Below are 26,912 nucleotides of genomic sequence, written 5' to 3' on the forward strand. Positions count from 1 at the left end.
TGGGTCATGAAGGTCTTAGCAGAAAGCTTGCCAGATTGGTTAAAGCCCGGAATTACAGGGGCTTACGTTACCCGGCCCGACTTGGCCAGTCGCCAGCACCGTTTTGATGCACAACAACGGTGCGCGGCGTTTCGCCGCCATGCGCGAAAAGCGTGCAGCATTGGGGCGCGAATACTGCGTGTTACACTGGCGCCCCATTGCATACTGTGGACAGCCGAACATGCTCGCGCCCAAAGCCTTTCTTGATGCCCTGAGCGACCAGGCCTCGCGCCTGTTCAGCGGTGATACCTCGCAGCCTCGCAGCGAAATCGAAAGCCAGTTCAAAGCCCTGCTGCAAAGCGGCTTCAGCAAACTGGAACTGGTCAGCCGGGAAGAATTCGACAGCCAGATGGTCGTCCTGGCCCGCACCCGTGCCCGCCTTGAAGCGCTCGAAGCCAAGGTCGCGGAAATGGAAGCACGCCTGAACCCGCCTGCCGCCGAGTGAGCCTGCGATGACGCCATCTGCTGAATATCCGGTGCTGTTGTTCTCCTACGGCACCCTGCAGGACAAAGCCGTGCAGCTGGCCAACTTCGGCCGCGAACTGGTCGGCCAGGCTGATCAGATGCTCGGTTACAGCCAGGCCTGGGTGGAAATCACCGACCCGCAAGTCCTGGCCACCAGCGGCAAGACCCACCACCCGATCGTCACCCCCAGCAGCAATGCAAACGACTGCGTGGCCGGCATGGTCTTGCAGATCAGCGAAGCGGAACTTGCGGCGGCGGACGCCTATGAAGTGGCCGACTACAAGCGGGTTGCGGTGACCCTGGCCTCTGGTCTGACGGCCTGGGTTTACGTGCGCGCCTGAGTTTAGCAGGCGCCATGTTTGATCCCGGGAGTGGCTGGCTGACTGGACCCATCGCTGGCAAGCCAACTCCTACAAGGGCAGTACCAACCCTGAGAGCAGCGCACAGCGCTCTTAACCTGTGCGGGCGCTGCATTCAGAAATACACGGATTGTAATGCGGGCACTAGAGGGCTTGAGCAGCCGACAAAACAACTAGCTTATAATGTTGTTTCTTTTAGCAAAATCCACTAACTCCAAGAACGAGTCGGCATTGATCTTGCCCAGAATCCTGGACTTGTAAGTACTAATTGTTTTGTTGCTGAGCAACATTTTTTCAGCGACCACTTTATTACTGTAGCCCAGTGCAAGCTGTTGGAGAATGACAATCTCTCTGTCCGTAAGCTTCTTTACCCTGGCCGCGTCACCTGCATCTACTTCCCTAACCGTCGGAGCGTTCAAGGAGCGATTGGGGAAGTAAGTGTAACCGCTAAGCAAGGCGGTGATCGCATTGCTCAGGTTATGGATACTTTCCTCTTTGCTTACAAAACCATTGGCGCCCGCCGAGATACAGCGATTGAGATAAACTTCCACTGGCAGTGACGTGAACACCAGGATCAATACCGGGTGCGCCTCAGCGCGAATTCGACTAATGACTTCCAGGCCATCTTGCTTCGGCATACCGATATCAAGGATCACGATGTCCGGCTGGAGACTTCTGATAAGAATCAGCGCGTCAACCCCGTTATCGCTATCGCCAACAATCTCCAGGCCCTGATTCGCCAATGACATCTTCAGGGCAGATCGAATGACAGGGTGATCATCGACAATCAGTGCTTTTTTCATATATCACATCGCTTGCAAGGTATTGGGGCTTCGGTTTACAGCGGCACTGATTAGTACTCGATGCACTAACCTAACAGTAGGAGCTCACGTACTGAACGACCTAAACCGTAATCCACCTCTACATTAAGAAGTAAAGATTGCGATTTGTAAAGTCTCAGATCTTTATCATTATTATAATCATTCTTATTTTTCAACTACATAAAAGCGTTTTTGTCGGATAAGGATTTTCCTGATTTCACTGGGAAATTTCCCACGCCCCACGAGGATCAGGCTGAAAGATTTTGTAGGAATTTTCGTTAAAAATAGTCCGTTCTCCCCTTTCAGACAGTCTGTTATGCCCGGAATCCGCGTGTTGATACTTGAGGACCAGCCCTTTCAAAGGCTGGTAGCCGTCTCGGCGTTAAGAAACGCCGAAATCGGCCAGATCTATGAAGCCGCCGACGGCGACCAGGCACTGGCTGCGCTCAAAGAGAGCGGTGGCGTGGACGTGGCGATCTGCGATCTGCACATGCGGGGTATGGATGGCCTGACATTTCTGCACCATGCCAGTCAGAGCGGACTGCTGCACTCGGTAATTCTCAGCAGCGATCTGGACCCGGTCCTTCGTCAAGCCACCGCCTCTATGATCCTGTCCTTGGGGCTGGAGTTTCTTGGGGACCTGGGCAAACCCTTCAGTCTTGGCAGGGCCAAAGCGCTTCTGAAGCGCTACAGGCGCCCAGAACCCCACGCGGCCATGCCCACGGAGAGCCCCAATCCGTTGTCTGTGTCAGATATTGTCCGAGGCCTGAACAATGGAGAGTTTGAAGCCTACTACCAACCCAAGGTTGATCTGGGCAGCGGCCAGCTGCGCGGCGCCGAGGTTCTTGCTCGGTGGAATCACCCGCAACTGGGAATTCTGCCGCCAGCGCGCTTTCTTTCCATCATGGAAGCCAATGAGCTTATTGGCCGCTTGTTCTCTGCATTGCTCAGCCAGGGCATCGCCTTGCAGCGCCAGTTGACCCAGCTTTCAGAGTCCGTGGAGCTGGCCTTCAACCTGCACGTATCGCAGTTGGCCTCGGTCGAGTTGGTAAAGCAAGTCAGTCAATCCTTGGAGCAGTTCCACTTGCCCGCCAATGGATTGCTGTTTGAAGTGACCGAGTCCGGCTTGATACTGGCGCCCGCCAGCAGTCTGGAAACCCTGCTTAGATTACGATTGCTGGGGTGCGGACTGGCCATGGACGATTTCGGAGCAGGGTACTCCTCACTTGAACGGCTCTGCGAGTTTCCGTTCAGCCAGATCAAGCTGGATGCCTCGTTCGTTCGCAAACTGGATATTCAACCTCGCAGCCGAGCGATCATCCGCAGCGCCGTCACCCTCGCCGAGGCCCTGGGCCTGTCTTTGGTAGTTGAAGGGGTTGAAACCCAGGAACAGGCACAACTCCTGTCGAGCCTGGGATGTACCACGGCCCAAGGCTTCCTGTTCGCCCGTCCGATGCCCGCTAAACATTTCGTTTCCTACTGCCTGGATCAAAAAACGATTCAGCTCGACCCGCTATAATGCAGGTGTGGGAAAAGCAATGCAGACGCCACGCAGCGTTGCCTTTCTGGAGCTTCTGCCCTTTCTTAAAGTTGTCCCCTGTCAAAACTAGCTTTGTAGCAGTTCCTCGGGCCCAGCCAGGTAATCCCAATTGACTGCTTTGTCTATTTTCAGTCGCTCGCGACGTATCGTACTGTTGATTTGCCTCTTGCTCTTGAACAGCGCCGTGTGGTCCAAAGAGCCCAATACCAATCACCTGAATCTCAATAGCCGGACGACCATCGACTCAACCGAAATCGACCTTGAAAATGCTGATTGGCGTTGGCTTCGACAAAAGCACCAGTTGGTGCTGGGCGTATCGGCATCGCGCTTCGCGCCCTATGACGTCGTCTATAGCAACCATGACTACGAAGGCATCACAGCCGACTACTTTGCCTTGATCGGTCGAATGCTGAATGTCGACGTGCAGGTTGTCTCCGTGCCCGACCGGGCCACCGGCCTTGCCCTGTTGGCCTCAGGAAAGATTGATCTGTTAGGCAGCTCCAACAGTTTTGAACGACACGACCCGTCGGTGGTTCTGAGCAAGCCATACGTAAACGATCGGCCAGCGCTGTTCAGCCGCAAGGGCGACACTCGTAAATTCACTCGTGATCTGAGAGGGCTGACGATCGCCATGGCTGTTGACTACCTGCAACTGGCAGAGTTGCAGGCCCGCTTCCCCGGCGCGCATTTCCAGCCGATGAAATCGCACCTGCAAGCCATGGCGGCGCTGGCTTTTGGCCGTGTCGACCTGTACCTGGGAGACAACCTCTCGTCCTTCAACATGATCAACCAGAGTTTTTTCAACGAGGTGAGTTTCGTGCGCTTTGTTGACCTGGATGTCGCTGGATTCAGCTTCGCCATGAATAAGGACAACCCACGCCTGCACCGCATTATCGACCGGGTGATCGATACGCTGGGCGTGAATCTGCAACAGTCCATCATCAAACTCTGGACCGGCGGCGATGTGGCCCTGGCGGACGGCAAGCTGACGCTGACGCCCCAGGAAAATCGCTGGGTGCTTCGCCATCCGGTGGTACGCCTGGTGATCAATGACGATCTGGCGCCCGTGGCGTTCTACAACACCGATGGCAACTTCAGCGGTGTAGTAGCCGACCTGCTGGTGATGATTTCAATGCGCACCGGCCTTAAGTTTGAAGTACAACGCAGAGGCAGCTTCACCAGCATCATGCAAGCACTCAAAAACCGTAAGGCAGACCTGGCGATTTTAACTGCCAGCCCTGAGCGCGAGGAGTTTCTACGCTTTTCCCGGCCTTTCGTCTCGACCGCTTTCGCACTGGTGACGAAAACCGGCTCCAGTAAGGAGACAGTCGATCTCGCCAGCCTGCAAGGCAAGCGTATGGCCATTGCCGAGGGGCATGTGCTGTTCAACAAGGTCGCCAAAGAGTTTCCACAGATCCGTCTGCTCCCAACGTCCACCACGCTCGACACCCTGAGTAGGGTCAATGATGGTGATGCCGATGCCGCGCTTATCAACCTCGCCGTTGCACGCTACTACGTATCACGGCTGTATGACCAAGAGCTGAAAGTTGCCAACATCATTGATAACGGTAGCGAGGCCTCCGGCACTTTCGCGATGCACCGCAGCGAGACCGAACTCCAATCGATATTGGACAAGGCACTGCAGAGCATTCCACCCGATGAAATGAATGAAGTATTCAACCGCTGGCGGGCGAATGCTTCAATGAGCGGGCAGACGTGGCGCGACTATCGGGGTGTCATTGCCACCGTCGCCGGCGGGGCCCTGCTGCTGGTGCTACTGGCCGTGGGCTGGATCCTGCAACTGCGTCGCCAGATCGCCAAACGTATCGCCGCCGACCAGGCATTGCACCAACAACTCACCGTCATGCAGACCCTCACCGACGGCATGCCCCACCCTGTGTATGTGCGCGATCGTGAAGGTCGCATGCTGTCGTGCAACCTCAGCTACTTGCAGGCCACAGGACTGACCCGCGACGAGGTGCTGGGCAAGACGGCCGAGCAGATCATCGACGGCTATAGCGCCTCAATTCCCGATTTGCACGGTAGTTACCTGGCCGCCATGGACAATGATCGAGTCGTCCAGAGGACCTGTGCTGTCGAGTTGAACGGCAAAACGCTGTGGATCAATCACTGGATTCAACCCTTCCACGACGCCCTGGGAGCGGTCAACGGTGTCAACTGTGGCTGGCTGGACATCACCGAACATCATCGAATGATGGATGAGCTGGAAACCGCGAAGAACATCGCCGATGAAGCCAGCCGCACCAAAACCACCTTTTTGGCCTCCATGAGCCATGAAATCCGTACCCCGATGAACGCGGTGATCGGCATTCTGGAACTTGTCCTCATGCGTGGCGAGCGAGGTACCTTCGACAAGGCAAGCATCGAGATTGCCTATTCGTCAGCCAAGAGCCTGCTGGGGCTGATTGGCGACATTCTCGATATTGCCCGCATCGAGTCCGGTCGCTTGAGCCTGTCGCCGAAACGGACCAACCTGCGCGAGCTGATGGAGACGGTGGTACTGGTCTTCGAAAGTTTGTCTCTGCAGAAAGGCTTGAATCTGCAACTGGATATCGACTCCAGTACCGATTGCGATGTGTGGATTGATCCACTGCGCTTCAAGCAAGTGCTGTCCAACCTGTTGAGTAACGCCATCAAGTTCACGGACGAAGGGAGCGTCAAAGTACAACTCAGAGGGGAAGTTACAGAGCAGGGGCGCATGAATGTGTACCTGTTGATCGAAGATACCGGGATCGGTATCTCCGCCGAGGACCAGAGAAAACTGTTCAAGCCATTTTCCCAGGCTGACGACGGCGTACGTAAAGGCCAGGATGGCGCAGGTCTGGGGCTGTCGATCAGTCGTTCTCTATGTGAGCTCATGGGTGGACGGCTGGCAATGACCAGCACCCGTGGCAAAGGCACCCAGGTTCAGGTCGAACTGTTGCTCACCGTCCTTGAGCCAGTCGAGGCCGCGCCTGTGGAAAGCACCAGGTTGCCATCGGAAATCCAGCAGTCGTGGAACGTGCTTGTGGTCGATGACCATGCCGTCAACCGGGAAGTCCTGCGCCAGCAGATGAACTTCCTCGGCCATACCGTGATCGACGCCGACAATGGCTCGATGGCGCTGGAGAAGTGGCGCAAGAGCGACTTCGACGTCGTCCTCACCGACTGCCACATGCCGCTGCTTAGCGGCCCGGAACTGGCCATGGCAATTCGTCAGGAGGAGCGCGAACAGCAGCGCCAGGCCTGTGTCATCGTCGGCCTTACTGCCGATGCCCAGCCTGAAGAACTGGAACGTTGCATCCAGGCAGGCATGAACGATTGCCTGATCAAGCCTGTGGGCCTGGACCTGCTCGCGGAACGCATCGCCAGCATTCATCAGGCCGTTCGCCAGCCTGCTGGCAACCAGGCTGTATTCACCCCGCAACCGGTGTTGCGCTTCGATGAAAACGTGCTCTTCGACCTGGCCCCCCTGGCAGAGGTGACTAACGGCGATCCCAAGCTGATGAAGCACCTTGTCGATGAACTGGTGGCCAGCAATCGCAAGGACCTGGAGGAACTGATCCAGATGGTCGAGGATCTGGATGGCGCGGGTTTGTCGGAGCTTGGCCACCGGTTGAAAGGTGCGGCCCGAGTGGTGACGGCCAACCGCTTGATCACTTGTTGCGTACAGCTGGAGCAGGTTTGCACCCACAAGGAGCTGTCTTACTCGGTACTGCTGGAAGCCAGTGATGGCGTGGAGCAGGCGATCTTTGAACTGGAACAAGCGTTGAACCACCTGGACATCGAGGGCACCTGAGGGCGCCTACGCTGCCTGATTACCGGCGTGGCATAGCATAAGAATTACATACCGACTTGTAGGAAAAGCCTTACTGGATTGTAGGACCGGCCCTCTTAGTTATCATTATTCATAATCTTAATATGATGGCCCATGCGTTCACGTCCCTCTATTCCTAGAGGTTTTATGTGGCGTATAGACCCTCGATTCAATTAAGGATGAAAGATGAATTTTAATAAGGCCCCCTTGGCACTCCTGACCGCACTTGTATTGTCCAGCGGTGCTGCTTTTGCCGTTGATGATCCGGTGACTCCGCCAGCCGCCGCTAGCGCAGTTGGTGGTTCGGGTAAAGTCAACTTTATCGGTAGCATTATCGACGCTCCTTGCTCGCTGGATGCAGAAAGCAAAGACCAAACTGTTCGCATGGACGAAATTTCCAACAAAACCCTGGCAAACCAGGGCGAATCGTCAATGCAGAGCTTCAACATTGAGCTCAAGCAGTGCGATATCAGCAAAATGAAGAAGGTCAAGGTCACCTTCGGTGGCGACGCCGACATCACCGACCCAACCCTGCTGGGTATTGCCGGTTCGGCCAAAGGCGCAGGCATCGCCCTGACCAACGGCTCCGGCGCTCAGGTCAAGCTGGGTGAAGCTTCTGCCGCCCGCACCCTGCTGGAAGGCAACAACACCCTGGCATTCGGCGCGTTCCTGCGTGGTACCACCGCTAAAGACGTAGCGGTTACCCCGGGCGAATTCACCGCCACTGCCAACTTCATGCTGGCTTACGAATAAAGTAACCGCCGAGAGCGTGCACTCTCCCAGGTTATGAGTTCAATAATATCGAGACTTTACAGTCTCGATATTATCAAGCCTTTCAGGTTAGCTGCATCGGCAGGCTGTAAAAGTTTCTATTAATGTCTATTCACGTGCCGATCATTCGCGCCGGCCGTGATCCAGATAGTTCATCCCGACTCCTCCACACTTTTGCTTTGCTGCGCGCAGAGCAAGAAGTGTTTTTTATTTGATTCTTATTGACTGGACGAACAGTCGATAACTTCCATTTTTTATTTGAATTTATATGACTGCAGGCAAGTTCACTCTTTCGCTGGGGGTACTGATCAGTTCGTTGGCTTTGCCGCTGGCGTCCTTGGCCGTCGACTTCAACCTCGACGTCATGGATGTGGACGAGCGCGGCAGCATCGACCTCAGCCGTTTCAAAACGGCGAACTACGTTATGCCCGGCGAGTACCTGATGAGTATTCAGGTCAATGACCAAAAACTCGCGGAGCGTAGCTTGCATTTCTATGCCACAGACCCGGACGCTACCACCACCCGGGTTTGTGTACCCATGTCCCAGGCACCCAGCCTGGGCCTCAAAGAAGAAGTGCTGAAAAAGCTGTCCAGTTGGCACGGCGAGGACAACTGTGCGGATCTGGAAAGTATTCAAGGCCTACGGCTAACGCCCGATATGGAGCACAGCGTGCTGCGCCTGAGCGTTCCCCAGGCCTGGATGGAATACCGCGACCCTAACTGGAGCCCGATCAGCGAATGGGATGAGGGCATCCCCGGTTTCATCCTGGATTACAACCTTAACTCCTCTGTTAGCCAGCACAGCGGCGCCGGCACCACCCGCCAGGTCAGCGGCAACGGCACCATGGGCTTAAACGTGGGCGCATGGCGCCTGCGCGGCGACTTTCAGGGCAGCAGCTCGCAGACCCGCAACTACAAGACTCAGGACTTTTCCTGGAGCAGCTTCTATGCCTATCGCCCCCTGCCACGGCAAGGGGCAAAGCTGATGGTCGGCGAAGTCAACCTGAACTCAAAACTGTTCGACTCGTTCCGCTACCAGGGCATCAACCTGGCCACCGACGACCAAATGCTGCCGCCAAGCCTGCGCGGCTATGCCCCGGAAGTGGTCGGCGTCGCCAAGGGCAACGCACGAGTCACGGTGCGCCAGGACGATCGCGTGCTCTATGAAACCACCGTGCCACCTGGGCCCTTCCGCATTCGCGACATCAATAGCGCGGTCAGCGGCAAGCTGGACATCGAGATCAGCGAAGATGATGGCAGCACCCAGCGCTACCAGACCGAAACGGCAAACGTCCCTTACCTGAGTCGCCCGGGATATTTTCGCTACAACATGACCGTGGGTCGGCCGTCCAGCTATGACCGCGAAGACACGGGGCCGACCTTTGCCGCTGGCGAAATGTCTTGGGGCATGAACAGCGACTGGTCGCTGTTCGGTGGCAGCCTGCTGACCCAGGATTACACCGCAGTCGCCGGCGGCATTGGCCGCAACCTTCATGAGTTCGGCGTGGTGTCTGTGGACGTCACCCACACCCGTGCAGACGTTCCCGAGCTTGGGCAACTGCGCGGCAGCTCGCTGCGCCTGAACTATGCGAAACGCTTTGATGAGTACGACAGCGAACTCAACTTTGCCGGGTATCGCTTTTCCCAGCGTCAGTTCATGACCATGGATGACTTTCTCAACGCGCGAAACAACGATGGCGTCCAGCGCAACAGCAAAACCGCCTATACCCTACTGGCCAGCAAGTCGTTTCGCGACCTGGGATTCAGCACCCATGTGTCCTACACCCATGAGAATTACTGGGATCAAAGTTCCAGCGAAAACGTGAGTGCCTACTTGAGCCGCTACTTCGATGTAGGCAGGTTCAAAGGCCTGTCCATGACCCTGTCGTTGAACCGGACCCGCAACAACTGGGAATCCGACAATAGCCTGTCGCTTTCACTGACCCTGCCCTTTGGCGATGGCCAACGCATTGGCTACGACGCCTACGCCAATAAAGGCGGGGTGCGTCACGCCGCCAGCTACTCGAAATACGAGCCCAGTCGCAACTACCAGGTCCGCGCCACCACCGGACTCGACGGTGATGGTGTCCAGGGTTATTACAGCCAGCACACCGCTCAGGCCGACTACAGCCTTAACGGCAGTTACCGCGAGAACGGCAGCCAAAGTGTCGGCCTGTCCGTGCGCGGCGGCGCCACCGTCACCGCCAAAGGCGCGGCCTTGCACCCGCCTGCGCTGAACGGCGGCACACGGATCATGCTCGACACCGACGGTGTGGCCGGGGTGCCGCTGCAAAACGGTGAAACCCGCACCAACGCCATGGGCGTGGCGGTGCTGCCGACCTTCAACAGCTATTACCGTACCGATGTTCAGATCGACCTCAATCGCCTGCCCGATGACATGGACGCGAGTAAATCGGTCACCGAAGCCACATTGACTGAAGGCGCTATTGGTTATCGCAAGCTCACCGTGATTCAGGGCAAAAAGGCACTGGTTACCCTGAAGTTGCCCGATGGTTCATACCCACCTTTCGGTGCAAGCCTGGTGGATACATCCGGACGAGAAGTCGCGATTGTTGCCGACAGTGGTTTCGCCTATCTCACCGGTATCAATGCCAGCTCCGAGTTCCAAGTGGTCTGGGGCCGCAACAAACGCTGCAACCTCAACCTGCCCGACAACCTGCAGTCGGAGCAGCGCTACACCCTGCTCTGCCAACCGCAATTCTGACTTGAGGATCTTACATGCTGATCAATAAGCAGCTCTTTAAATACCTGGCAGTCGCCGGTTGTCTGATCGCCCCTGGGCTCGCGCCTCAGGCAGCGATTTCGCTGGACCGTACTCGGGTCATTTTCAACGGCGAAAACAAATCGTTGAGTCTAAGTATCCGTAACGACAACAAAGAGCTGCCGTTCCTGGCGCAGTCGTGGATCGAGAATGACCAGCAAAAGAAAGTAACCGGGCCGTTGATCGTCCTGCCGCCTTTACAGCGGCTGGAACCGACCTCCGGTGGACAGGTAAAAATACTGAAGTCCGCTGAAGTCGAGCAGTTGCCAAAAGACCGCGAAACACTCTTTTACTTCAACCTGCGTGAAGTCCCCCCGCGCGCGGAAACCAGTAACACCATGCAGATCGCGCTACAGACAAAAGTCAAACTCTTCTATCGCCCGGCGAACATCGCCCCGGAACGAGGCGATATCTGGCAAGAGCGCTTGACGGTGAAGAAAAATGCACGGGGTTTCACTATTGAAAACCCGACGCCCTACTACATCACCATCAACGAGATCGTAGATGCCTCGAACACCCGTGGTGAGACAGATTTCAGTCCGATCATGCTTGCCCCCTTCTCCGCTCAGGAAGTAGTTCCCGACGGCAAGGTCGCCCAGCCGGTCCTTACCTACATCAATGACTTCGGCGGCTATCACCAACTCAAGTATCGCTGTGACGCCAGTACCTGCCAGTTAAATAAGGAAGCCACGAAGTCCGACAAATGAATGAGTTGTTCATTCACCGTACTGGTTCCAGGTTGACGTAATGAAAAAAACACTCATGGGATTGGGCGCATTCAGTGCGCTGCTGCTTGGCAACACTGTCATAGCCGATGAAATACGCCTGAACTTCTCAGGAAACCTGATTGTGCCCACCTGCGAACTCACCGTGGACAACCCGGAGCAGACGGTCAAGTTTGATGACTACAGCAAGAAAGACCTGATGCTGACCGGCAAGAGCGCGGCAATGCCGTTTTACATAACGGTCAAAACCTGCGCATCCGCCAGCAAGATCAATATCATTTTTAAAGGGCAGGAAGAAGCGCTGGCCAGTGGGGCATTAGCTATCAGTGGCGCTGCTTCCGGCATCGCGATCAGCCTGGAAACATCGGCAGATGAACCCATCAAGCTCAACAGTGACACCCTTAGTTTCAACATTTCCGGGGGCACCCAAGAACGCTTGCCGTTCAAGGCCTACGTGCTCAGGCTCCCGAACAGAACCATCGAGGCAGGTAGTTTTTCTGCAGTAGCCAACTTCGAGTTGTCCTACCCATGACACCGATACTTCAACTGAAACATCTCGTCACGCCTGCCCTTGTTCTAGCCATGGGCCTGACGTCCGACCGCTGTCTGGCAGGGACAGAAGTCGCAACGGCGCACATCTCCGGCAGCATCACCCAGCCCGGATGCAAATTCAACCTTGGCAATTCACTTGATGTGAAGTTTACCGATGTCGATGTCTCGAAAATCGCCACGGGCCAGTACAGCGTCCCCGTTGATCTAAACGTTACCTGTGGAAACCAGGCGGCCTCAATCACGCTGAAACTGACCGGCACTCCCGGTTACAGCCCGGACGTGATAAACACCGATGTCGAGGGGCTGGGGATCAAGTTAATCTATATGCGCCTGGGAACTGTCTGGCAAGCTAATACCAGTATCAAAGCCACCGCGGCAAACAACAACATGATCCTTGCAACGCTGACCGCACTTCCCGGCACCCAGTTCAAAGGGGGCGAGTTTTCAGCAAGCGTGAGTATTTCCGCAAATTACGACTAGTAACCAATTACACCTTAATGTGATTACCCATAGCAGTGAGCCAGCCAAATGAAATACATACCATTTTTAGTGTTTTTGATATTTTCCGCTCCGGCTGCGGGATCGCTTTATATAGAAAAAGTCGCTGGCACACAATACTATGGCATGTTTGGCGACATGGATAACATTCGAGCTAAGGAGATATATAAAAGCCATGTCCCATCAACCATGACGGCCGTATGGCCTTCAAAAAATGGAATTTGGATCATTTTCGTTTTTCCGGGAGTGGCGTGGCAGGACCCCATCTATCTCGGCCAAAATCTATTGCCTACTGATAATGCAGATGCGGTATTAGGCCAACTCGTTAACAGCCAGCTTGCCGGCGGCATCATCATGCCTCTCGTCACCACAGCATCATTTAAGTCTTTAATTTTTATGGTTTGCGACTATAAGACCAACACTATGGCGATGACCTGCAAAATGGCCACTACCGCGGGGGGAGAAATCACACCTCCACCGCCAGAGGAAGAAACATTGAGCTGCAGTATCACAGGCACCATTGAACTGCATCACGGCAGCCTGACACTAGAAACAGTCGCCAACAACAGTGCGCAAACGGCTGCTTTAGTTTCCTGCAACCGAAACGCATCGGTCAGCCTGTCGATTGAAGGGATGGTAAAACTCAATGGCGTAGAGGGATTGTACTCGCAGTTAACTGTCGGTGGCGCACCCGTCGGACAGCCTTATAAATTTACGGCAGGCACCACCTATACTCCGGTGGACTTTAAATCGGTCCTCAGAACGGTCGGCACTGTAACCCCGGGTGACTTTAGCGGCAGCGCCAAAGTGGAGCTTGCATTCCCCTGAGTGACAAGCGGGGAAACCCTCAACGTTGTGGGCAGACGGACAATTTGCCTATTTTTGAGTTTTAGTTAAGAACTTCAACTATGAAAACGCTGAAAACCGCTGTATTTCCGTTAGTCCTCACCGTGGGGGCAGTATTCTCTACTCCGGCCTCTGCGGATTGTGCGCATAAACGTGCTGCCCTTGAATATCAGATCGTGCAAGCGCAGAAGTACGGTAATACCTATCGCGTGGCAGGACTGAAAAGGGCACTGAGTAAAACAAACGCCTATTGTGTCGACCACAGCTACCTCAGCCCGATCACGAACGTAGAGAAGAGCGTCGTGAAACTCGAAAGCAAACTGCACGATAAACTGGACGACGTGCGAGAAGCCCAGGCCAAACTGCGTGAAGCTCAAGCCACGGGCACCCCGAAAAAGATTGCCAAGGCTCGAAGGAAACTGCAGGAAAAGCAGGACGACCTGAATGAAATAGCGGCCGAGCTGCGAGAGGCACAAGCGATGGCGGTGGGTAGTTGATGGGCTTGCTCGGTATCTGAAGACCTACGTTTTCAATAAGGCCTCACTGCGCGCAGCTCGATGCCATCGAGCAATGCATCAATCAATGCCCGCGCCATCTCTTGCGAATGCTGGGTCGACGTTAGCAGACCGGGCAAAGGAACCGGCGCACCCGAAGGTGCCCCACGCACAGCCGCCATAAGCCGGTGTGCAGCCTTACACACTCAAAACACTCCTGTAAAAACCAGACTCACTCTTCCCCACCTTGATCCGCTCCACCCCACTACGCTTGCAGAGCCGCAGGACGCGGCCTCGTCTAGATCATGGAGCGTTCATGTCCCTCGCCCTTGTCCACAGCCGTGCCCAGGTCGGTGTTTCGGCCCCGGCGGTCAGTGTTGAAGCGCATCTGGCCAATGGTCTGCCGGCGCTGACCCTGGTTGGCCTGCCGGAAGCGACCGTGAAAGAAAGCAAGGATCGGGTGCGCAGCGCGATCCTCAATTCCGGCCTGGAATTCCCCGCCCGGCGCATCACCCTCAACCTTGCTCCCGCGGATTTACCCAAGGATGGCGGACGCTTCGACCTGGCCATCGCCCTGGGCATTCTCGCCGCCAACGGCCAGTTTCCGATTGCAGCGCTTGGCGAGGTGGAATGCCTGGGTGAACTGGCGCTGTCCGGGGCGATCCGCTCGGTGCAAGGGGTACTGCCCGCCGCCTTGGCGGCACGAGAAGCAGGCCGGGCCTTGGTGGTGCCGCAAGAGAATGCCGAAGAGGCCTGCTTAGCATCGGGCCTGGTAGTGTTTGCAGTCAGTCACCTGCTGGAGCTGGTCGCCCACTTCAACGGCCAGACCCCGCTCAATCCCTACGCTGCCAACGGCCTGTTGCTGCAGATTCGCCCCTACCCCGACCTCAACGAAGTACAGGGCCAGCAAGCCGCCAAACGCGCACTGCTGGTTGCCGCCGCTGGCGCGCACAACCTGCTGTTCAGCGGCCCACCGGGCACCGGCAAGACCCTGCTCGCCAGCCGCCTGCCCGGCCTGTTGCCACCGCTGGATGAACGCGAGGCACTGGAGGTGGCAGCGATCCAGTCGGTGGCCAGCCATGTACCACTGAGCAGCTGGCCGCAGCGTCCGTTTCGTCATCCGCATCACTCGGCCTCCGGTGCTGCGCTGGTCGGCGGTGGCAGCCGACCGCAGCCCGGGGAAATCACCCTGGCCCACCACGGCGTGCTGTTTCTCGATGAGCTGCCAGAGTTCGAGCGGCGGGTACTGGAAGTGCTGCGCGAACCGCTGGAATCCGGCGAAATCGTCATCGCCCGGGCCAAGGACAAGATCCGCTTTCCGGCGCGCTTCCAGCTGGTCGCCGCCATGAACCCCTGCCCCTGTGGATATCTTGGCGACCCCACTGGCCGTTGCCGCTGCAGCAGCGAACAGATCCAGCGCTACCGCAACAAACTCTCCGGCCCCTTGCTCGACCGTATCGACCTGCACCTGACCGTCGCCCGCGAAGCCACGGCACTCTCCCCCAACAGCCGCCACGGCGAAAGCAGCGCCACCATTGCCGCGCAAGTCGCCGCCGCCCGCGACATCCAGCAACAACGCCAGGGCTGCGCCAACGCCTTCCTCGACCTGCCCGGCCTGCGCCAGTACTGCGGGTTATCCACAGCCGACCAGACCTGGCTGGAAAGCGCCTGCGAACGCCTGACCCTGTCGCTGCGCGCCGCCCACCGTCTGCTCAAGGTGGCGCGCACTTTGGCTGACCTGGAACAGGTGGAAAGCATTGGCCGCGAGCATCTGGCTGAAGCGCTGCACTATCGCCCCAGCAACCAGTAGTAATTGCCCGCATTCTGCTCTTAACTTGGCAACAGCCCACCGCACCGAGACCGGTATGTTCGCATTCGTCCAGAGTTACCCGCTGTTGCTCGGCATTACCCTGATCGTGTTCGACCTCACGCTCTGGCAACTGATACCCGCCAATCGCCGGCCCTGGCGCATCGGTGCGCGCTTGCTGGCGTTTTCACTGTTCACCTGGGTGCTGATCAGCGCCGGGGTCAGCCCGCTGCAACCTGCGCCCTGGGTCGAGGATGTGCCGCGCAATCTGCTCGCTACGGTGCTGGGAATTGCCTGGTGGCTGTTTGCGGCGCGCACCGCGACGGTGGTGATTGGCTTGGTGCTGGTGGCCCGTAGCGGTCACACCGGGCGCTTGCTGCAGGATGTGCTGGGGGCGGTGATTTTCCTGGTGGCCATTGTCGCCGCAGCGGCCTACGTGCTGCAGCTGCCGGTCAAGGGCCTGCTGGCAACCTCGGGGGTGATGGCGATCGTCATCGGCCTGGCGCTGCAAAGCACGCTCAGCGATGTGTTCTCCGGCATTGTGCTGAACACCACCCGCCCCTACCAGATCGGCGACTCGATCAGCATCGACGGCACCGAAGGCAAGGTCATCGAGATCGACTGGCGCGCCACCCGCCTGTTGACCGGCAACGGCAGCATGGCGGTGATTCCCAACTCGGTGGCGGCCAAGGCCAAGCTGCTCAATTTCAGCCAGCCCAGCGATGTACACGGCGTCTCCATCAGCGTCGTGGTGCCGGCCAAGGTGCGCCCGCGACGGGTGCTCGATGCGCTGGAGAAAACCCTGCAGGGCACACGTACTTTACTGACCAGCCCGGCACCGAAAGCCACGATCAAGAGCTCAAGCCTGGAGTCGGTGGAGTACGAGGCCAGCGGTTTTGTCGGCTCCATGAGCCAGAAGACCGAGGTGCGCAACCATATGTTCGACCTCGCCCACCGCCACCTGGAAGCCGCCGGCGTGGTGTGGAACAGCGACACCCAGCAAGGCCAGGTGTGGAACCGCCAGCGCGCCCTGCTCGAAGACGTGCGCATCTTCCGTTCGCTCAGTAACGAGGAAAAAGACAACCTCAGCCAGCGCATGACCGCCGTGGAATACCTGGCCGACCAGGTGATCCTCGGCGTCGGCGACAGCTCGGATTACCTGCTGGTGATTGGCACCGGGGTGGTGTCTGTCGGCATTCGTGATGGCGACAAGCAGCTCGAAGCCGGGCGCATGGGCCCGGGCGAGGTTTTGGGAGTGGAAGGCCTGCTGGAAGCGGAAGATTCCACTGCCGAGTTCCGCACCCTGACCAGCTGCATTCTCTACCGCATCGACAAGGACGAAGTGCGCAGCTGCCTGGAGCAACGCACCGAGGTCAAGACCGCACTGATCAAGTTGCAACGCATCCGCCAGCAAACCCGCCAGTCACTGCTGGAGCAAAAGCCTGCCGCCATCAAGAAAGGCGGTTTTCTCAGCTGGCTGCACAAGTAGCCGTCAGAGCACCACGCGCAAGCATTGCCCGGCGTGATACAGCGAGAAGCCGGTTTCGTAGAAGCCGGTACGCAGCGCTGGTGCCGACACTGGTTTCATTGCCGAGAACGGGATCGGCAAGGCATCCGGGTTGTCACAGAGCAGGTACTGGGCAAAGGCTTTGCCGATCACCGTGCCGGTGGTGTTGCCACGGCCGTTATAGCCGGTGACGGCGACGATACCCGGCGCAGGCTCGAACAGGCGCATCAGATGGTCCGGGGTGAAGTCGATGCAGCCGGTCCAGTGCATTTCCCACTCGACCTTGCCCAGTTGCGGGAAGTAGTGGTTCTGGATGCGGTCGGCCCAGCTGCGGATGAACCAGGCCGGTTTGTTGTCGACCCGCCCAAGGCTGCCGAGCAACAGCCGCCCTTGATCATCGCGACGGATGCTGCTGAGCACCGTGCGCGTATCCCACGAACCCTGGCCGTGCTTGAGCACGTTGTCGGCAGCGGCGCCTTGCAGCGGCACCGACGCGACCTGGTAGTAGTAGCCGCGGAAGAACTGGCGTTGCAGGTTGGTCCAGTCGCCTTCGGTGTAGGCGCCGGTGGAGATCACCACCTTGTCGGCGCTGACCGAACCTTTGGCGGTCTTCACCCGCCAGCTGCTGCCTTCACGCTCAAGACCTTGCACGGCGGACTGCTGGAAGATCTGCCCACCCAGACGCTCGACCGCAGCGGCCAGGCCCTGTGTATAACCCATGGGGTTGATGGTGCCGGCGCGGCGATCAAGCAGCGCGGCGGAAATCTTGTCGGTACCGCAATATTCTTCGCACTTGGCCCCGGTCAGCAGCTCGACATCGGCGCCACGCCGGCTCCATTGCTGGTGACGGGCTTCGAGATCGGCAACGCCGGTGGCGTTGTGGGCCATGTGCAGGGTGCCGGTGTTGTGGGCCTGGCAGTCGATACCCAGACGTTCGATGGTGGCGAACACTTCGCTCGGCGCCTCGCCCAATATCTTGTTCAGGCGGCTGCCTTGCTTCTGGCCAAGGGTCGCTTCAACGTCGTCCGGGCGAATCCAGGTGCCGGCGTTGACCAGGCCGACGTTGCGCCCGGAACCACCGTGGCCGATTTTCCAGGCTTCGAGCAGGATCACCGTCTTGCCCTGTTCGAGCAGGTGGATGGCTGCCGACAGGCCAGTGATACCGCCGCCGATGATGCACACATCGGCCTTGAGCTCGACGTTCAGCACCCGGGATGGCGCGGCGGGCTGGGTGACGTGTTCCCAGAGGCATTGTTGACGCAGTTCTGGCATGGCCGGCTTCCTCTTTTATTCTTGTGCGGTGGTGCCCTTATCGCTGGCAAGCCAGCTCCCACAGGGAGCAGCGGTCCTTGTGGGAGCCGGCCTTGCCGGCGATGGGGCCGACGCAGTCGTCAGTCGAACACAATCCCCTGCGCCAACGGCAGCTCGCGGGAATAGTTCACGGTATTGGTCTGCCGACGCATGTAGGCCTTCCACGAATCCGAACCCGACTCTCGGCCACCGCCGGTTTCCTTCTCGCCACCAAACGCCCCGCCAATCTCCGCACCGCTGGTGCCGATGTTGACGTTGGCAATCCCGCAGTCACTGCCCGCCGCGCTCTGGAAGCGCTCGGCTTCGCGCAGGTCGGTGGTGAAGATGCATGACGACAGACCTTGCGGCACTTCGTTGTTCAGGCGCAGGGCTTCGTCGAATTCGTCGTAGGCCAGCACGTAGAGGATCGGTGCGAAGGTTTCATGACGCACCACCGCGCTCTGACCTGGCATCTCGACGATCGCCGGCGCCACGTAATAGGCATTCGGGTACTGCTCCTCAAGCTGACGCTCACCGCCGAACACCTGGCCACCTTCATCACGGGCACGGGCCAGAGCATCCTGCATGCCTGCGAACGAGGCCTGGTCGATCAGCGGGCCGACCAGGTTGTCTTTACGCGGGTCGCCGATGCGCACCTTGGCGTAAGCGGCTTTGACCCGGGCCACCACTTCGTCCTTGATCGAACGATGGACGATCAAGCGGCGCAAGGTGGTGCAGCGCTGGCCCGCAGTACCGACGGCGCTAAAGAGGATGCCGCGCACGGCCAGATCGAGGTCGGCACTGGGCGCCAGGATCATCGCGTTGTTGCCGCCCAGTTCGAGGATGCTGCGGCCGAAACGCGCGGCGACACGCGGGCCGACTTCTCGGCCCATGCGGGTGCTGCCGGTGGCGCTGACCAACGGCACGCGCGGGTCGTCGACCAGCGCTTCGCCGGCGTCGCGATCGCCGATGACCAGTTGGCTCAGGCCTTCTGGCGCTTCACCAAAGGCCTTCAGGGCTTTTTCGAACAGGGCCTGGCAGGCCAGTGCGGTCAGCGGGGTCTTCTCCGACGGTTTCCACACCACGGCGTTGCCGCACACCAGCGCCAGGGTGGTGTTCCAGGCCCAGACCGCGACGGGGAAGTTGAAGGCGCTGATGACCCCGACCACACCCAACGGGTGCCAGGTTTCACGCATGTGGTGACCGGGGCGCTCGGAGGCGATGGTCAGGCCGTAGAGCTGTCGCGACAGGCCGACGGCGAAGTCGCAGATATCGATCATTTCCTGCACTTCGCCCAGGCCTTCCTGGGTGATCTTGCCGGCTTCGATCGACACCAGTTCACCGAGCTCGGCCTTGTACTTACGCAGCACTTCGCCAAACAGGCGGATCAACTCACCGCGGCGGGGGGCCGGGACGTTGCGCCAGGCCTGGAAGGCTTTTTCGGCCTGATCGATCTTGGCGGTCACCTGGGCTTTGCTTTCCAGGTGCACCGAGGCAATCGCGCTGCCATCGATAGGGGTGTGAACGGGATGGTTACCGTGGGTGTAGGCAGCAGCCGGGACACCGAGGCGGTCAAGCAGTCCATCAACCATTTTCTTCTCCTGCATGCGATGAGTGGTTGAAAAAGTGATAGGGATCAGTATTAATCCGATCACTCTGGCGCAACAAACGACCTTTATTCTGCATATCATTCCGCCAGGTAATGATCTACTGGCTTAGAGACCGCTATGTCCAAACGTCTGGTGCCATCGATGGCCGCCCTGCAGTGTTTCGAGGCTGCCGCTCGGCACCTGAGCTTCACCCGCGCCGCCGAGGAACTGCACCTGACCCAGAGCGCGGTGAGCAAGCAGGTGGCCCAGCTTGAAGAGATGCTGCGCCATCACCTGTTCCTGCGTATCCGCCGACGCCTGCAGCTGACACCAGCAGGCGCGCTGTACCTGGCCGAGGTCAACAAGATTCTGACCCAGGTCGACATGTCCAGCCGTTACATCATGTCCTACGGCGAACAAACCGAAGTCCTCAAGGTAGCGACCCAACCGAGCTTTGGTGTGCGCTGGCTGATCCCGCACCTCAAAGGTTTCGGCAAGCAGTACCCGAACATCCACCTCGACATCCGCAACGAGATGGAGCCCTTCGCCCTGCTGCAGGCCACCGCCGACGTGGTGTTCTTCTTTGGCCAGGGTACCTGGCCAGGGGCAACCTGCATCGAGCTGTTCGGCGAAGAAGTGCTGCCGGTGTGCGCGCCGGAACTGTTGCAGGGGCGTACGCTCAAGGACGCCAGCGAAGTGGCCGAACTGGTGCTGCTGCAAAGTACCTCGCGCCCGGAAGCCTGGCACGAGTGGTTCCTGGAACAGGGCCTGCATTCGGCCAACAGCTATCACGGGCCGCGCTTCGATACCTTCTATATGAGCCTCAGCGCTGCTCAGTCCGGCTGCGGCGTGGCCCTGGTGCCCCGCTACCTGGTGGCCCAGGAGCTCGCCGAAGGCAAACTGATCGTGCCTTGGCAGTACAGCATGCGCAGCAATGGTGCGCATTTCCTGGCGTTTTCCGAGCATGCGGCAGAGGTGCCAAAGGTGCGCGCCTTGGTTGACTGGATTCGCGGAGAGCTGGCTGGGCAAGATTGATAATTTTTGGAATGACAGATCGACTTTTTTTCGCTTGTGCAGGCACTGCATTCCTCGCTTTCATGTAAGGGTGCCCACTTACCAGGAAGCTTTCGATGCCCGCTCAAGATTTCGTCAGCCCGGACAGCATTCGCGCGCAGTTCTCGGCCGCCATGTCGCTCATGTACAAGCAAGAGGTGCCGCTGTACGGCACGCTGCTGTCGCTGGTGAGCGAAATCAATCAGCAAGTGATGGCCGAGCAGCCCGAGGTTGCCCAGGCCCTGCGCTGGACCGGCGAGATTGAACGCCTCGACCAGGAACGCCACGGCGCCATTCGCGTCGGCACGGCTGAAGAGCTGGCAACCATCGGCCGCCTGTTCGCGGTGATGGGCATGCAGCCAGTGGGTTACTACGACCTCAGCTCGGCCGGCGTGCCGGTGCATTCCACTGCCTTTCGCGCGGTGCACGAGCAATCGCTGCACATCAGCCCGTTCCGAGTCTTCACCTCTCTGCTGCGTCTGGAGCTGATCGACAACCCGGCGCTGCGTGAACTGTCTGGCGAGATTCTCGCCCGGCGGCAGATCTTCACCCCGCGCGCCCTACAGCTGATCGAGCAGTTCGAGCGTGATGGCGGCTTGAATGCCGACGATGCCCAGTTTTTTGTCAACGAAGCTCTGCACACCTTCCGTTGGCACCGGGACGCCACCGTGACCGCCGAGCAGTACCAGCAACTGCATGACCAGCACCGCCTGATTGCCGATGTGGTGGCCTTCAAAGGCCCACACATCAACCACCTGACCCCGCGCACCCTGGACATCGATGCCATCCAGCTGGGCATGCCGGCCAAAGGTATTCCGCCCAAAGCCGTGATCGAAGGCCCGCCACCGCGTCGCTGCCCGATCCTTCTGCGTCAGACCAGTTTCAAGGCGCTGCAGGAAAAGGTCGCCTTCACCGATCAGCACGGTGAAGGCAGCGGCAGCCATACCGCGCGCTTTGGCGAGATCGAGCAACGGGGCGCCGCGCTGACGCCGAAGGGTCGCCAGCTGTACGACCAACTGCTCGATAGCGCCCGCGCGGCGCTGGGTGGCGTGCCCGCCGAGGCCAATGCCGCGCACTACATGGGTTTGCTCAGCGACAGCTTCAAGGCCTTCCCGGATGACCTGGCACAGATGCGTGAACAGGACCTGGCGTACTTCCGCTACTTCCCCACCGAGCGTGGCCTGGCGGCGCGCGGGGATACTCAGCGGCCAAGTTCATTGCAAGATTTGATCGACGCCGGGCATATCCACTTTGAAGCCCTGGTGTACGAGGATTTTCTGCCGGTCAGTGCGGCTGGGATTTTCCAGTCCAACCTGGGCGATGATGCGCAGAGCGAGTACGGCAGCAATGCCAACCGCGATGCCTTCGAGCAGGCGCTGGGCAAGCCGGTGCAGGATGAGTTGGCGTTGTATGCCGAAAGCCAGCGGCGGTCGTTGCAGGCGTGTGCGCAGGCGTTGGGGCTTCCTGCGCTTTAAGCCCCTTTATACCGAGGTGATCGCAGCTGTTGCCGGCAGAATTTCCACTTTTGGCAAATCCATGGCATCGGCCTCGCCTTGCAGAAAGTCGCTCAAGCGCCGCAAGCGCTCGCCACCCGGACGGGTTTTCGGCCAGACCAGGTAGTAGTCCAGCCCGCTGGCAACCGCCGTCGGCCAGGGCAGGCTGAGCCGGCCCTGAGCGACGTCCTCGGCGACCATCAGCAAGTCGCCCATGGACACGCCATAGCCCCGGGCGGCGGCGATCATGCCCAGCTCCAAGGTGTCGAACACCTGGCCACCCTTGAGCGAGACCTTGTCGGTGAGGTCCATGCGCGCCAGCCAGCTGCGCCAATCGCGTTTGTCGGGGGTCGGGTGAAGCAACTCGATGCCCGCCAGGCGCCGCTCGTCCCAGGGCCCTTCCTTGAGCAGTTCCGGTGCCCCGACCGGGATCAGCAGCTCGGAAAACAGCCGCTTGACCTCCCAGTCCGGCGCAAAGTGCCCATCACTGAGCAACACCGCGCAGTCGAAAGGCTCGTGATTGAAATCGACATGATCGACGTCCATCCAGGCACTGGTCAGTTGCACTTCGTTGCCCGGCTGCAAGTGACGAAAGCGGCTGAGGCGCGCCAGCAGCCAGCGCATGGTCAGGGTCGAGGGCGCTTTCATGCGCAAAATATCGTCTTCGCTGCGCAGGGTGCTACAGGCACGCTCCAGCGCCGCAAAGCCTTCGCGCACCCCTGGCAACAGCAAGCGCGCCGCTTCGCTGAGCTGCAGGCTGCGGCCATTGCGCACGAACAAACGACAGGCAAAGTGCTCCTCAAGCGTGCGGATATGGCGGCTGACCGCACTCTGGGTTATCGATAACTCATCTGCGGCGCGGGTAAACGAACTGTGCCGGGCCGCCGCTTCGAAAGCCCGCAGTGCGTATAGAGGCGGTAAACGACGAGACATGACGGCGGGCTCCGGGTTATCCACAAGCAATCGTCAGGATCATACTCCCATGAGTTTTAATCATGCCAACCATCGCTATTATCCTTTTGTGAATAACCGTACAAAGGCTCAGACTTTCACGCTTTGAATCTATCGCGTAAGAAAAGGACGACTCCATGCAGGCTGCGCCGCCCCATGAACTCAAGGCTTTGCTGCGCCTGGCCGGGCCGCTGATCGCCTCGCAGTTGGCGCACATGCTGATGGTACTCACCGACACCCTGATGATGGCCCGCATCAGCCCGCAGGCACTGGCCGGCGGCGGCCTGGGTGCGGCGAGCTATTCGTTCGTGTCGATCTTTTGCCTGGGCGTGATCGCCGCGGTCGGTACCCTGGTGGCGATTCGCAAGGGTGCCGGTGATATCGTCGGCGCCACCCGCCTGACCCAGGCCGGGTTGTGGCTGGCTTGGGTCATGGCCCTGGTGACAGCGCTGGCGCTATGGAACCTGGAGCCAGTGCTGCTACTGCTGGGCCAGAGCCCGAACAACGTCGAGGCTGCCGCGCAGTTCCTGCTGTTGCTGCCTTTCGCCCTGCCCGGCTACCTGAGCTTCATGGCCTTGCGCGGTTTTACCAGCGCCATTGGCCGCTCGACGCCGGTAATGGTGATCAGCCTGATCGGCACAGTGGCCAACTTCCTGCTCAACTACGCGTTGATCGAGGGCATGTTCGGCCTGCCGAAACTGGGCCTGGTGGGCATCGGACTGGTGACCGCCATCGTTGCCAACTGCATGGCCGTGGCCATGGCCCTGTACATCCGCTGGCACCCGGCCTATGCGCCCTACCCGATTAGCCAGGGCCTGAGCCGCCCTTCGTGGCCGGCCTTGCGCGAGTTGTGGCGCCTGGGCTTGCCGATTGGCGGCACCTACACCGTAGAAGTGGGCCTGTTCGCCTTCGCCGCGCTGTGCATGGGCGTGCTCGGCAGCACCGAACTGGCCGCACACCAGATCGCCCTGCAGATCGTCTCTACCGCATTCATGATCCCGGCAGGCTTGTCGTACGCCGTGACCATGCGTGTAGGGCTCTATTACGGTGCCGATAACCTTCTCGGTGCTCGCCATGCCGGCCGCGTCGGGATCGGTTTTGGCGCGGCGATGATGCTGATGTTCGCCATCCTCTTCTGGCTGCTGCCGGATCCGCTGGTGGGACTGTTCCTCGACCACGATGACCCGGCCTTTGCCGCGATCATCCAGTTGGCCGTAAGCCTGCTGATGGTCGCCGCCTGGTTCGAGCTGTTCGATGGCGTGCAAACCATTGCCATGGGTTCGATCCGCGGGCTCAAGGACGCCAAGACCACCTTCCTGGTCGGGCTGTTCTGCTACTGGGTGATTGGTGCGCCGGCCGCCTGGCTGCTGGCGTTCACCCTTGGCCTGGGTGCGGTGGGCGTGTGGTGGGGGCTGGCGCTGGGCCTGGCGTGTGCAGCGGTGAGCCTGACCCTGGCCTTCGAATGGCGGGTGAAGCGCTTGCTGGGCAGTTCGGCTGGGGTGAACAAGGCGACTGCTTCGGTGGTTTGAGGCCCCTGTGGGAGCTGGCCTTGCCAGCGATGGGCTGCACAGCAGCCCCAGCCTCTAGAGAGCTACCGACTGCTGCGCCGGCCCGTGCAGCAAATACGCCATCAACTCATCGATCGGTAACGGCCGGCTGATCAGAAACCCCTGCACCTGGTCGCAATCAAAACTGCGCAACAGGCCCATTTGCTCAGGGGTTTCCACACCTTCAGCGACCACCTCCAGATTGAGGTTGTGCGCCAGGTTGATCATCGCGTGCACCAGCTTGCGGTTCTCTTCGCGCTGCTCCATACCGCCGACAAAGCTGCGATCGACCTTGAGCAAGGTGATCGGCAGGCTGTTGAGGTGCACGAACGACGAAAAGCCGGTACCGAAGTCATCCAGGGAAAAGCGCACACCCAGGCGCCCGAGGGCATCCATGGTCTGCTTGACCAGGTCATTGCGGCGCATCACCGCGGTTTCGGTCAGCTCGAACTCCAGCCAGCGGGCATCGACACCATGCTCGATGATCAGCCGGCTCAGGGTCGCCAACAACTGGCTGTCCTGGAACTGGCGAAACGACAGGTTCACCGCCATGTGCAGCGGCGCCAGGCCTCGCTCGCGCAGCGCCTGCATGTCGCGCAGGGCGCGGGAAATCACCCAGTAGCCCAGGGGCACGATCAACCCGCTCTGCTCGGCCAGCGGCACGAACTCGCTGGGCGGCAGCAGCCCGCGCTCGACATGGCGCCAGCGCACCAGGGCTTCGAGGCCGACGATGCGCCCGTCGGCCAGGTTCAGCCGCGGCTGGTAGTGCAGCTCCAGCTCGTCGCGACGCAGCGCCCGGCGCAGTTCGCTTTCCAGGTCGGCAAGGCTGCGGGCGTTGCGGTTGATGCGTTCGTTAAAGACGTGAAAGGTACAGCCCTGGGTACTCTTGGCCTGCTGCATGGCAATGTGCGCATGCCACATCAGCGGGTCGGCGCCGCCCTGGGCGCGGGCGTGGGCGACACCCAGGCTGCAGCCGAGCAGCAGGCTTTCGCCATCGATCCAGTAGGGTTCGGCCAGGGCTTCGGTAATGCGCTCGGCCATCCACTCGGCGCGTTGTGGCTCGCGGCGGGTATCGATCAACAGGGCGAACTCGTCGCTGCCCAGGCGTGCGACCTGGTCACCGGCTTCCAGCTGGCTTTTCAGCCGACCCACCACTTGCAGGATCAGCCGGTCGCCGGCCTGGTGGCCGAGGGCATCGTTGGCATGGCGAAAGTTGTCGAGGTCCAGGTGACCGAGGGCAACGCCGCGCCCGTCATTGTCGGCCAGGCGCGCCGCCAGCAGGGTCTGGAAGCCCTGGCGGTTGGCGATGCCGGTCAGCGGGTCCTGTTCGGCCAGGCGCTGCAGGGTCGCTTCCAGCACGCCGCGTTCGCGGACGTGGCGCAGGCTGCGGCGCAGGATATTGCTGGTCAGTTGGTCACGGATCAGCCAGTCACTGACCCCCGGCGGCGGCACCTGCGGCTCGTGCTCGAGCAGCAGAACCATTGGCAATATGCAGCGCCCGGGCGCCGGTTGCAGTGGCGGAGTCGCCAGGACCAGCGCATTGCGGTCATTGGCAAACAGGCTGTCGACCGCCTCCCAGTTCGGAGCGGTCAGCAGTACCGCCTGGCCCGCCATCGGCAGCAGACACTCGCGCAAGACAGTGGCCCATTCCGGCTCATCGGCCAGCAGGAGCAAACGCAAGGGTTCGACGGGCGTAGACAAGCTGGCTCCTTAGGACGTAGACACAGTCAAATGACGATGGGCAGCGAGAATGCGTATCCTAAACCATTAATGAAAATGATTTTCACTTAAAGTCATGCCATTCCATTGCCGACATCCCGCAGGTTTCGCCACGCATCCTGCGGGAAAGTATCAAATGCGGCAAATTTAGATCGCGTGGTACGTCACACTGTCAGACGGTCGCGGCAGAAACTTTCTACCCCTGCTAAAATGCCCGGCTATTTTTCTAGCGTCCCCGGTTTTCGTC

At 59.3% G+C, this 26,912-nt stretch carries 21 protein-coding genes; 16 read left to right on the forward strand and 5 right to left on the reverse strand.

All coding sequences use genetic code 11. The features are described from left to right. The first annotated feature begins 220 nt into the window (after positions 1–220). Both BV82_RS26190 and BV82_RS26195 read left to right on the forward strand, forming a co-directional pair. Positions 221–484 carry an accessory factor UbiK family protein gene (locus BV82_RS26190; protein WP_010221117.1) on the forward strand — a complete coding sequence of 88 codons (264 nt, stop codon included), beginning with the start codon at positions 221–223 and terminating at the stop codon, positions 482–484. Positions 485–491: 7 nt separating this feature from the next. Further along, positions 492–845, forward strand: a complete 354-nt coding sequence (locus tag BV82_RS26195; protein WP_036994870.1) for a gamma-glutamylcyclotransferase family protein — start codon at positions 492–494, stop codon at positions 843–845. 191 nt (positions 846–1,036) lie between these two features. Here the strand turns inward: BV82_RS26195 and BV82_RS26200 are convergent, their stop codons facing one another. After that, positions 1,037–1,666, reverse strand: coding sequence for a response regulator transcription factor (locus tag BV82_RS26200; protein ID WP_036994868.1), 630 nt, complete (start codon positions 1,664–1,666; stop codon positions 1,037–1,039). 334 nt (positions 1,667–2,000) lie between these two features. Here BV82_RS26200 and BV82_RS26205 point away from each other — a divergent pair, with 334 nt between their 5' ends. The 11 genes from BV82_RS26205 to BV82_RS26255 all read left to right on the forward strand — a co-directional run bounded on the left by BV82_RS26205 (position 2,001) and on the right by BV82_RS26255 (position 17,005). After that, positions 2,001–3,203, forward strand: coding sequence for an EAL domain-containing response regulator (locus tag BV82_RS26205; RefSeq protein ID WP_036994867.1), 1,203 nt, complete (start codon positions 2,001–2,003; stop codon positions 3,201–3,203). Between the two features lie 130 nt (positions 3,204–3,333). Continuing rightward, positions 3,334–7,023 carry a transporter substrate-binding domain-containing protein gene (locus BV82_RS26210; protein ID WP_244993531.1) on the forward strand — a complete coding sequence of 1,230 codons (3,690 nt, stop codon included), beginning with the start codon at positions 3,334–3,336 and terminating at the stop codon, positions 7,021–7,023. 204 nt (positions 7,024–7,227) lie between these two features. Next, a complete protein-coding gene (locus BV82_RS26215) occupies positions 7,228–7,794 on the forward strand; it encodes a fimbrial protein (RefSeq protein ID WP_036994866.1) in 567 nt (188 codons plus the stop codon). Positions 7,795–8,080: 286 nt separating this feature from the next. Then, on the forward strand, positions 8,081–10,537 hold the full coding sequence (locus BV82_RS26220) for a fimbria/pilus outer membrane usher protein (protein ID WP_036994865.1): 2,457 nt from the start codon (positions 8,081–8,083) through the stop codon (positions 10,535–10,537). A 14-nt stretch (positions 10,538–10,551) separates the two neighbouring features. Beyond that, on the forward strand, positions 10,552–11,301 hold the full coding sequence (locus tag BV82_RS26225; RefSeq protein ID WP_036994864.1) for a fimbrial biogenesis chaperone: 750 nt from the start codon (positions 10,552–10,554) through the stop codon (positions 11,299–11,301). 40 nt (positions 11,302–11,341) lie between these two features. After that, the gene (locus tag BV82_RS26230) at positions 11,342–11,851 is read left to right on the forward strand and encodes a fimbrial protein (protein ID WP_081839645.1); all 510 of its coding nucleotides are present in this window, start codon (positions 11,342–11,344) and stop codon (positions 11,849–11,851) included. Next, on the forward strand, positions 11,848–12,351 hold the full coding sequence (locus tag BV82_RS26235; protein ID WP_081839644.1) for a fimbrial protein: 504 nt from the start codon (positions 11,848–11,850) through the stop codon (positions 12,349–12,351). The genes BV82_RS26230 and BV82_RS26235 overlap by 4 nt, the downstream gene beginning before the upstream one ends. A gap of 48 nt (positions 12,352–12,399) precedes the next feature. After that, a complete protein-coding gene (locus tag BV82_RS26240; RefSeq protein WP_036994861.1) occupies positions 12,400–13,197 on the forward strand; it encodes an MrpH family fimbial adhesin in 798 nt (265 codons plus the stop codon). Positions 13,198–13,277: 80 nt separating this feature from the next. Continuing rightward, positions 13,278–13,712 (forward strand): DUF1090 domain-containing protein, encoded by a 435-nt coding sequence (locus BV82_RS26245; protein WP_036994860.1) that lies wholly within the window; start codon positions 13,278–13,280, stop codon positions 13,710–13,712. Positions 13,713–14,025: 313 nt separating this feature from the next. Then, positions 14,026–15,519: a YifB family Mg chelatase-like AAA ATPase gene (locus BV82_RS26250; protein WP_036994859.1), complete on the forward strand. Its 1,494-nt coding sequence runs from the start codon at positions 14,026–14,028 to the stop codon at positions 15,517–15,519. Between the two features lie 55 nt (positions 15,520–15,574). Then, complete coding sequence (locus BV82_RS26255; protein WP_036994857.1) at positions 15,575–17,005, forward strand: mechanosensitive ion channel family protein; 1,431 nt, start codon at positions 15,575–15,577, stop codon at positions 17,003–17,005. Positions 17,006–17,008: 3 nt separating this feature from the next. On the opposite strand, the gene amaA is transcribed toward BV82_RS26255, so the two are convergent. After that, positions 17,009–18,295, reverse strand: a complete 1,287-nt coding sequence (amaA, locus tag BV82_RS26260; protein WP_036994855.1) for an L-pipecolate oxidase — start codon at positions 18,293–18,295, stop codon at positions 17,009–17,011. A gap of 119 nt (positions 18,296–18,414) precedes the next feature. After that, on the reverse strand, positions 18,415–19,905 hold the full coding sequence (gene amaB / locus BV82_RS26265; protein WP_215444970.1) for an L-piperidine-6-carboxylate dehydrogenase: 1,491 nt from the start codon (positions 19,903–19,905) through the stop codon (positions 18,415–18,417). 135 nt (positions 19,906–20,040) lie between these two features. Between amaB and BV82_RS26270 the strand changes: the two genes are divergently transcribed. Together BV82_RS26270 and hglS are read left to right on the forward strand one after the other, a co-directional pair. Beyond that, positions 20,041–20,937, forward strand: coding sequence for a LysR family transcriptional regulator (locus BV82_RS26270; protein ID WP_010225821.1), 897 nt, complete (start codon positions 20,041–20,043; stop codon positions 20,935–20,937). A gap of 95 nt (positions 20,938–21,032) precedes the next feature. Then, complete coding sequence (gene hglS, locus BV82_RS26275; protein ID WP_036995219.1) at positions 21,033–22,430, forward strand: 2-oxoadipate dioxygenase/decarboxylase HglS; 1,398 nt, start codon at positions 21,033–21,035, stop codon at positions 22,428–22,430. A 6-nt stretch (positions 22,431–22,436) separates the two neighbouring features. Here hglS and BV82_RS26280 read toward each other — a convergent pair whose 3' ends face one another. After that, entirely contained in the window at positions 22,437–23,381 is a 945-nt protein-coding gene (locus BV82_RS26280; RefSeq protein WP_026001469.1) for a LysR substrate-binding domain-containing protein, read from the reverse strand. Positions 23,382–23,536: 155 nt separating this feature from the next. Between BV82_RS26280 and BV82_RS26285 the strand changes: the two genes are divergently transcribed. Next, positions 23,537–24,928 (forward strand): NorM family multidrug efflux MATE transporter, encoded by a 1,392-nt coding sequence (locus BV82_RS26285; RefSeq protein ID WP_036995220.1) that lies wholly within the window; start codon positions 23,537–23,539, stop codon positions 24,926–24,928. Positions 24,929–24,982: 54 nt separating this feature from the next. Here the strand turns inward: BV82_RS26285 and BV82_RS26290 are convergent, their stop codons facing one another. Beyond that, positions 24,983–26,647 (reverse strand): putative bifunctional diguanylate cyclase/phosphodiesterase, encoded by a 1,665-nt coding sequence (locus tag BV82_RS26290; RefSeq protein ID WP_036995221.1) that lies wholly within the window; start codon positions 26,645–26,647, stop codon positions 24,983–24,985. Positions 26,648–26,912: the final 265 nt, after the last annotated feature.

The sequence above is a fragment of the Pseudomonas donghuensis genome (assembly GCF_000696345.2).
Lineage (GTDB): Bacteria > Pseudomonadota > Gammaproteobacteria > Pseudomonadales > Pseudomonadaceae > Aquipseudomonas > Aquipseudomonas donghuensis.

Excerpts from the sequence above, each read along its gene's own strand:
- BV82_RS26190 (WP_010221117.1), top strand. The coding sequence starts at position 221 with ATGCTCGCGCCCAAAGCCTTTCTTGATGCCCTGAGCGACCAGGCCTCG.
- BV82_RS26195 (WP_036994870.1), top strand. The coding sequence starts at position 492 with ATGACGCCATCTGCTGAATATCCGGTGCTGTTGTTCTCCTACGGCACC.
- BV82_RS26200 (WP_036994868.1), bottom strand. The coding sequence starts at position 1,666 with ATGAAAAAAGCACTGATTGTCGATGATCACCCTGTCATTCGATCTGCC.
- BV82_RS26205 (WP_036994867.1), top strand. The coding sequence starts at position 2,001 with ATGCCCGGAATCCGCGTGTTGATACTTGAGGACCAGCCCTTTCAAAGG.
- BV82_RS26215 (WP_036994866.1), top strand. The coding sequence starts at position 7,228 with ATGAATTTTAATAAGGCCCCCTTGGCACTCCTGACCGCACTTGTATTG.
- BV82_RS26220 (WP_036994865.1), top strand. The coding sequence starts at position 8,081 with ATGACTGCAGGCAAGTTCACTCTTTCGCTGGGGGTACTGATCAGTTCG.
- BV82_RS26225 (WP_036994864.1), top strand. The coding sequence starts at position 10,552 with ATGCTGATCAATAAGCAGCTCTTTAAATACCTGGCAGTCGCCGGTTGT.
- BV82_RS26230 (WP_081839645.1), top strand. The coding sequence starts at position 11,342 with ATGAAAAAAACACTCATGGGATTGGGCGCATTCAGTGCGCTGCTGCTT.
- BV82_RS26235 (WP_081839644.1), top strand. The coding sequence starts at position 11,848 with ATGACACCGATACTTCAACTGAAACATCTCGTCACGCCTGCCCTTGTT.
- BV82_RS26240 (WP_036994861.1), top strand. The coding sequence starts at position 12,400 with ATGAAATACATACCATTTTTAGTGTTTTTGATATTTTCCGCTCCGGCT.
- BV82_RS26245 (WP_036994860.1), top strand. The coding sequence starts at position 13,278 with ATGAAAACGCTGAAAACCGCTGTATTTCCGTTAGTCCTCACCGTGGGG.
- BV82_RS26250 (WP_036994859.1), top strand. The coding sequence starts at position 14,026 with ATGTCCCTCGCCCTTGTCCACAGCCGTGCCCAGGTCGGTGTTTCGGCC.
- BV82_RS26255 (WP_036994857.1), top strand. The coding sequence starts at position 15,575 with ATGTTCGCATTCGTCCAGAGTTACCCGCTGTTGCTCGGCATTACCCTG.
- amaA (WP_036994855.1), bottom strand. The coding sequence starts at position 18,295 with ATGCCAGAACTGCGTCAACAATGCCTCTGGGAACACGTCACCCAGCCC.
- amaB (WP_215444970.1), bottom strand. The coding sequence starts at position 19,905 with ATGGTTGATGGACTGCTTGACCGCCTCGGTGTCCCGGCTGCTGCCTAC.
- BV82_RS26270 (WP_010225821.1), top strand. The coding sequence starts at position 20,041 with ATGTCCAAACGTCTGGTGCCATCGATGGCCGCCCTGCAGTGTTTCGAG.
- hglS (WP_036995219.1), top strand. The coding sequence starts at position 21,033 with ATGCCCGCTCAAGATTTCGTCAGCCCGGACAGCATTCGCGCGCAGTTC.
- BV82_RS26280 (WP_026001469.1), bottom strand. The coding sequence starts at position 23,381 with ATGTCTCGTCGTTTACCGCCTCTATACGCACTGCGGGCTTTCGAAGCG.
- BV82_RS26285 (WP_036995220.1), top strand. The coding sequence starts at position 23,537 with ATGCAGGCTGCGCCGCCCCATGAACTCAAGGCTTTGCTGCGCCTGGCC.